This is a genomic window from Mycobacterium sp. (genome assembly GCF_035506235.1).
GTDB lineage: Bacteria > Actinomycetota > Actinomycetes > Mycobacteriales > Mycobacteriaceae > Mycobacterium.
Genome location: NZ_DATJPU010000206.1, coordinates 1 through 4,883, shown reverse-complemented (window position 1 = coordinate 4,883; position 4,883 = coordinate 1). Strand labels below are relative to the sequence as shown.

Sequence of the window (4,883 nt, the reverse complement as noted above, 5' to 3'; positions counted from 1 at the left end):
CCCCCGGCAGCGCGCTGCTGTTCCCAAGCTTGTGCGCGCCCACCGGCGACCCACCCCAACCCGCGGCGACCCCGGCCAAAGCCCACGCCGAGCGCACCGCGATGATGCCCAAACGCCGCCGCACCCGCGCCCAGGACCGCGCCACCCGCGTCGCCACCGAACGCCGACACAACCGCAACGCCCGCCTGGCCCAACGCACCGGCCCCGCCCCACCACCCGACGACGAGGACCCGCCATTTTAGGGCACCGGCAATTTGCGTTGCGAATACCCGCCCGCCCGTTGATGTTTCGCAATGGGTAACCCCAAGTCGCATTTCGGCTGTCAGGGTTTGCCACGGCATTTACAATGAGATCCCTTTGGTGCTGCCGTGCAGCCCGGTCGGGATGAGGTTGGTCATGAACAAGCGCGGGCGGAGTCGACGTCTCAAGGCGGCAACTGCCTGCGCTGGGGCGGTGCTCGTGGTGGCGGGCTGCACGACCTTCGTCGACGGGAGCGCTCTTTCGATGCTCAACGACCCGTTCCGGGTGGGCGGTCTGCCGGCGACCAATGGGCCCAGCGGAATACGGTCGAACGCACCTAGTCCCACCGGCAGGGTGGTCAACACCGACAACGGGCCGATCGACACGCTGTCGTTGCTCTCGATCAACGACATCGAGGAGTACTGGAAGTCCGTCTACAGCCAATCGCTTAAGGGAACTTTCGTTCCGGTCGACCAGATGGTGTCCTACGACTCCGAGAATCCGAGCAGTCCGATCGTTTGCTACAACGACACCTATAAGCTCGTCAACGCCTTCTACACATACCGCTGCAACTTGATCGCCTGGGATCGCGGGGTCTTTATGCCCGTCGCGCAGCGCTATTTCGGCGACATGTCCGTCAATGGTGTGTTGGCGCACGAATTCGGGCACGCCTTGCAGCAGATGGCCAAACTCGTGACCAGAAGAGACCCGACCATCGTTCGCGAGCAGCAGGCCGATTGCTTCGCGGGCGTCTATCTGTATTGGGTGGCCGACGGTAAGTCGCCGCGCTTCACACTGAGCACCGCCGACGGGCTAGACCACGTGCTGGCCGGCATCATCACCACCCGCGACCCGGTCATGGACGCCGACACCCAAAACGACGACGAGCACGGGTCGGCCCTGGATCGGATCAGCGCGTTCCAGATGGGCTTCCTCAGCGGCGCCTCGGCCTGCGCGGCCATCAACAGGCAGGAGATCGCGCAGCGCCGCGGCGACCTGCCCACCACCTTGCAGGCCGACCCGAACCGTGACCCGGACACCGGCGGGGTCGCGATCGACGAAGACACGCTGTCGACGCTCATGGAGCTGCTGGGAAAGATCTTCTCCCCGACGAATCCGCCTACGTTGTCCTACAAACCCGCCGATTGCCCGGACGCCAGGCCCAGCCCGCCGGCGTCCTACTGCCCGGCCACCAACACCATCGCGGTCGACCTTCCCGGACTGGCGAAGGTGGGTCAGGCCGCCGCCGAGAATGAGCGGACGCTGCCGCAAGGCGACGACACCGCCCTGTCGATCGTGATGTCGAGGTACGCGCTGGCGGTGCAGCACGACCGCGGGCTGCCCATGCAGAGCCCGTGGACCGCGCTGCGCACCGCTTGCCTGACCGGTGTCGTGCACCGCAAGATGGCCGAACCGATCGAACTGCCGTCCCAGAAGCAGCTGGTGCTGACGGCCGGCGACCTCGACGAAGCCGTTTCCGGGCTGCTCACCAACCACCTGGTCGCCAGCGACGCCGACGGCACCAGTGTGCCGGCCGGCTTCACCCGCATCGCAGCCTTCCGTGGCGGCGTGGCCGGCAACATGGACGCCTGCTATTCGCGCTATCCCGGATAGCGCTCAGGCGATCTCGGCAACCCTGGGGATCACCTCGTCGCCGAGGCGGCGGATGAAGCCGACGGGGTCGGGGTTTCCAGGGAAGGGGCCGGCATTGATCAATTCGATGCCCAACTCGGCGTAGCGTTGCACGGCCTTGAGGTAGCCCGCGATGTCCGTGAAGGGGTCGACGAAAAGGCCGACCGTCTTGCGGATTTCGCGTGGATCCCTGCCTACCGCATCGCAGTGGCGGTTCAGGACGTCGATCTTGTGCTCGAGTTCGGCGACATCGCTCGTCGTGCTGTTCCAAACGTCGGCGTAATGCGCCACCAGTCGCAGCGTCTTCTTCTCGCCGTCGCCGCCGATCAGGATCGGCGGGCGCCGAATCGGCTGCGGCACACAGATCGTCTCGGCCAGCTGGTAGTGCTTGCCGTGGTACGGCCCGTCCTCGTCGCTCCACATCTGCCGGCAGATCTGCAGCGTCTCCTCCAGCATTTCGAACCGAGTGCCGAGCGGCGGGTACGGGATGCCGAGGGCGACATGTTCGCGCTCGTACCACGCGGCGCCCAGCCCCAGCATCGACCGGCCCTGGGACAGCACGTCGAGCGTGGTGACCGTTTTGGCCAGCACGCCGGGATAGCGATAGGTGACCCCGGTGACCAGCAGGGTCAGGTCGATCGTCGTGGTCTGTCCGGCCAGAAACCCCAACGACGTATAGCCCTCGAGGAACGGATCTTCGGCTCGCCCTACGGTTTCCATCTGGAAGAAGTGGTCGGCCAAGGTAAACATCGTGGCGCCGCCCTGCTCGGCTGCCTTGGCCGCGTCGGTCAGCGTCGGGCCCAGCTTCGCCGGATCCCCCGGCAGAAAGTCGATGAAGTGCACACCCAATTCCATTGCGGCGGTTCCCCTCTCATCATTCGGTCAGACGCTCGAGCAGTGTCAGCGCATCAAGGATGATGCGCCGTTCCCGCTCGGAATACCGCTCCTGGATGGCACGTGCCAGCCACTCCTCCCGCACCTGCCGATCGCTCTCGGCGCGCCGCCGGCCTCTGGCGGTCAACGAAACGACTTGGCGGCGGCGGTCTTCGGGGTCGGGAGTGCGCGCGATGAGCCCGCGCTGCTCGAGCGCGGCCACGATGGTGGCCATCGATTGCGGGCGCACCCGTTCGGCACCGGCCAGCGCGCTGGCCGACGACGCCCCCTCCTTCCAGAGGCGGGTGAGCACCGCGGTTTGGGACGGCGTCAGGTCGTCGTCGACCCGCAGACTCCGCAACCGGCGTCGCAGCCGGCTGAACAACACCCGCAGGTCGCGGGCAGCCAGCACGGCGGAATCCCCGATGCCGTCCATGATCCCAGCCTAGGTTAGACAGTCATAACTGTCCAGTTTTAACTGAAGAACGTGCCGAGGATCAGCCCGATGGCCTGCCCGACATGCGCTGTCCCTTCAGGAAAGCAGCCGCAGCGCGGCGTCGACGGCGAGCGCGGGCACGTCGAGGGTCTTCGAGCGCAGATCGTGGCGTGCACCGGTGATCTCGACGACCTCGGTTGGCGCGGAGATCATCGCCGCGGCGTCGCGCACCTCGCCCGGCGTGCCGAACGGATCCGACGTTCCGTGGGTGAACACGGTGGGCACCCGGATGCCGGGCAGGTGCTCGGTGCGCGGGCGCTCCGGCTTGCCCGGCGGGTGCACCGGGTAGGAGAAGAGGGAAAGGACATCCACCGAAATCTCGCCGGAGGCGGCCACCATGGACGTCTGCCGGCCACCGTAGGAATGGCCGCCGGCGATCAGCGGTCCGCGGGAAAGGCCGCGGCACACCGTGATTGCCTCGACGATTCCCGCCCGGTCGGCGGCTGCGGACCCGGACGGCGGACCCTTGGGCCGGCGCCGGCGGTACGGCAGGTTATACCGAACCGCGAGCCAGCCGCGCTGGGCCCATTCGCCGCAAACCCGTTGCAGCAGAAGGGACTCCCGGTCACCGCCGGCGCCGTGGGTCAGCACCACCAGCCCTTCCGGGGGACCGGCCGGTTCGTGTGCCACGCCTGCGATCTGGTCGAGGTTCATGCGCGCGCTGACGATGCGGTCCGGAACGGACCGGAGACAAGGCGGGCAATCATGTGAGCCTGAACAGCGGTGAGACCGGGCCGTGTCCATGGCCCAGGGGATAGGCGGCGCGCAGACATTCGGTGACCCAGCGCTTCCCGAAGCCGACCGCGTCCGGGACCGTGAAGCCATGCGCCAGCGCGCAGGCGACCGCGCTCGCGAGCGTGTCGCCACCGCCGTGGTCGTTGCCGCCCGGCAACCGCTCCGAATCGAACTCGTAGAAGTCGGCGCCGTCATAGAGCAGGTCGCTGCTGCGATCGGATGAACGCAGGTGGCCGCCCTTGACCAACGCCCAGCGTGGGCCCAGCGCATGCAGTGCCTTGGCCGCGGCGCGCTGCGATGTCGAGTCGATGACCTCTATATCTACCAGCAGGCGGACCTCGTCGAGGTTCGGCGTCACCAGCGTTGCCAGCGGAAACAGTTGATCGCGAAGCGAATCCAGCGCCGAGGGCGCCACCAGGGCGTCCCCGTGCATGGACGCGCACACCGGATCGACGACGAGCGGAACCGTCAGCCCGAGCCGGCGCCAGGTCGCGGCTACCGCGGCGATGATGTCCGCCGACGCCAGCATCCCGGTCTTGGCGGCGTTGATTCCGATGTCGGTGACCACGGCCTCGATCTGGGCGGCGACGACCTCGTCGGGCACCTCGTGAAAGCCCTTGACGCCCAACGTGTTCTGAACGGTGACCGCGGTGACCGCGACGCAGGCGTGCACACCCAGCAGCGCCATGGTGCGCATGTCGGCCTGGATGCCGGCGCCGCCCCCCGAGTCCGAGCCGGCGATGGTCAGCACGCGCGGGGGCGTGGTGCCCGGTGCCGGTACAGGCAGAAAACTCACTGGGTTGGATGAGCGGCGACCCGCCGCGCCCGGCTCCGCCGCGCTTGCGATCACCGCTGGGTTGGATGAGCGGCGACCCGCCGCGCCCGGCTCCGCCGCGCTTGCGATCAC

Annotated in this window: 6 protein-coding genes; 2 read left to right on the top strand and 4 right to left on the bottom strand. The window is 67.7% G+C overall.

Going from position 1 to position 4,883, the window contains the following annotated elements; genetic code table 11:
- Together VMD50_RS19150 and VMD50_RS19145 are read left to right on the top strand one after the other, a co-directional pair.
- The coding region (locus VMD50_RS19150) for a hypothetical protein (RefSeq protein ID WP_325429639.1) at positions 1–242 on the top strand (242 nt) is incomplete at its 5' end.
- A 142-nt stretch (positions 243–384) separates the two neighbouring features.
- On the top strand, positions 385–1,854 hold the full coding sequence (locus VMD50_RS19145) for a neutral zinc metallopeptidase (RefSeq protein WP_414686123.1): 1,470 nt from the start codon (positions 385–387) through the stop codon (positions 1,852–1,854).
- Between the two features lie 3 nt (positions 1,855–1,857).
- On the opposite strand, the gene VMD50_RS19140 is transcribed toward VMD50_RS19145, so the two are convergent.
- From VMD50_RS19140 to thiD, 4 genes are all read right to left on the bottom strand, one after another.
- A complete protein-coding gene (locus tag VMD50_RS19140) occupies positions 1,858–2,727 on the bottom strand; it encodes an LLM class F420-dependent oxidoreductase (protein ID WP_325429635.1) in 870 nt (289 codons plus the stop codon).
- A 19-nt stretch (positions 2,728–2,746) separates the two neighbouring features.
- Complete coding sequence (locus VMD50_RS19135; protein ID WP_325429633.1) at positions 2,747–3,181, bottom strand: MarR family transcriptional regulator; 435 nt, start codon at positions 3,179–3,181, stop codon at positions 2,747–2,749.
- A gap of 96 nt (positions 3,182–3,277) precedes the next feature.
- Complete coding sequence (locus tag VMD50_RS19130) at positions 3,278–3,895, bottom strand: alpha/beta hydrolase family protein (protein WP_325429632.1); 618 nt, start codon at positions 3,893–3,895, stop codon at positions 3,278–3,280.
- 49 nt (positions 3,896–3,944) lie between these two features.
- Positions 3,945–4,772, bottom strand: a complete 828-nt coding sequence (thiD, locus tag VMD50_RS19125; protein WP_325429640.1) for a bifunctional hydroxymethylpyrimidine kinase/phosphomethylpyrimidine kinase — start codon at positions 4,770–4,772, stop codon at positions 3,945–3,947.
- Positions 4,773–4,883 lie beyond the last annotated feature (111 nt).

Excerpts from the sequence above, each read along its gene's own strand:
- VMD50_RS19145 (WP_414686123.1), top strand. The coding sequence starts at position 385 with ATGAGGTTGGTCATGAACAAGCGCGGGCGGAGTCGACGTCTCAAGGCG.
- VMD50_RS19130 (WP_325429632.1), bottom strand. The coding sequence starts at position 3,895 with ATGAACCTCGACCAGATCGCAGGCGTGGCACACGAACCGGCCGGTCCC.
- VMD50_RS19135 (WP_325429633.1), bottom strand. The coding sequence starts at position 3,181 with ATGGACGGCATCGGGGATTCCGCCGTGCTGGCTGCCCGCGACCTGCGG.
- VMD50_RS19140 (WP_325429635.1), bottom strand. The coding sequence starts at position 2,727 with ATGGAATTGGGTGTGCACTTCATCGACTTTCTGCCGGGGGATCCGGCG.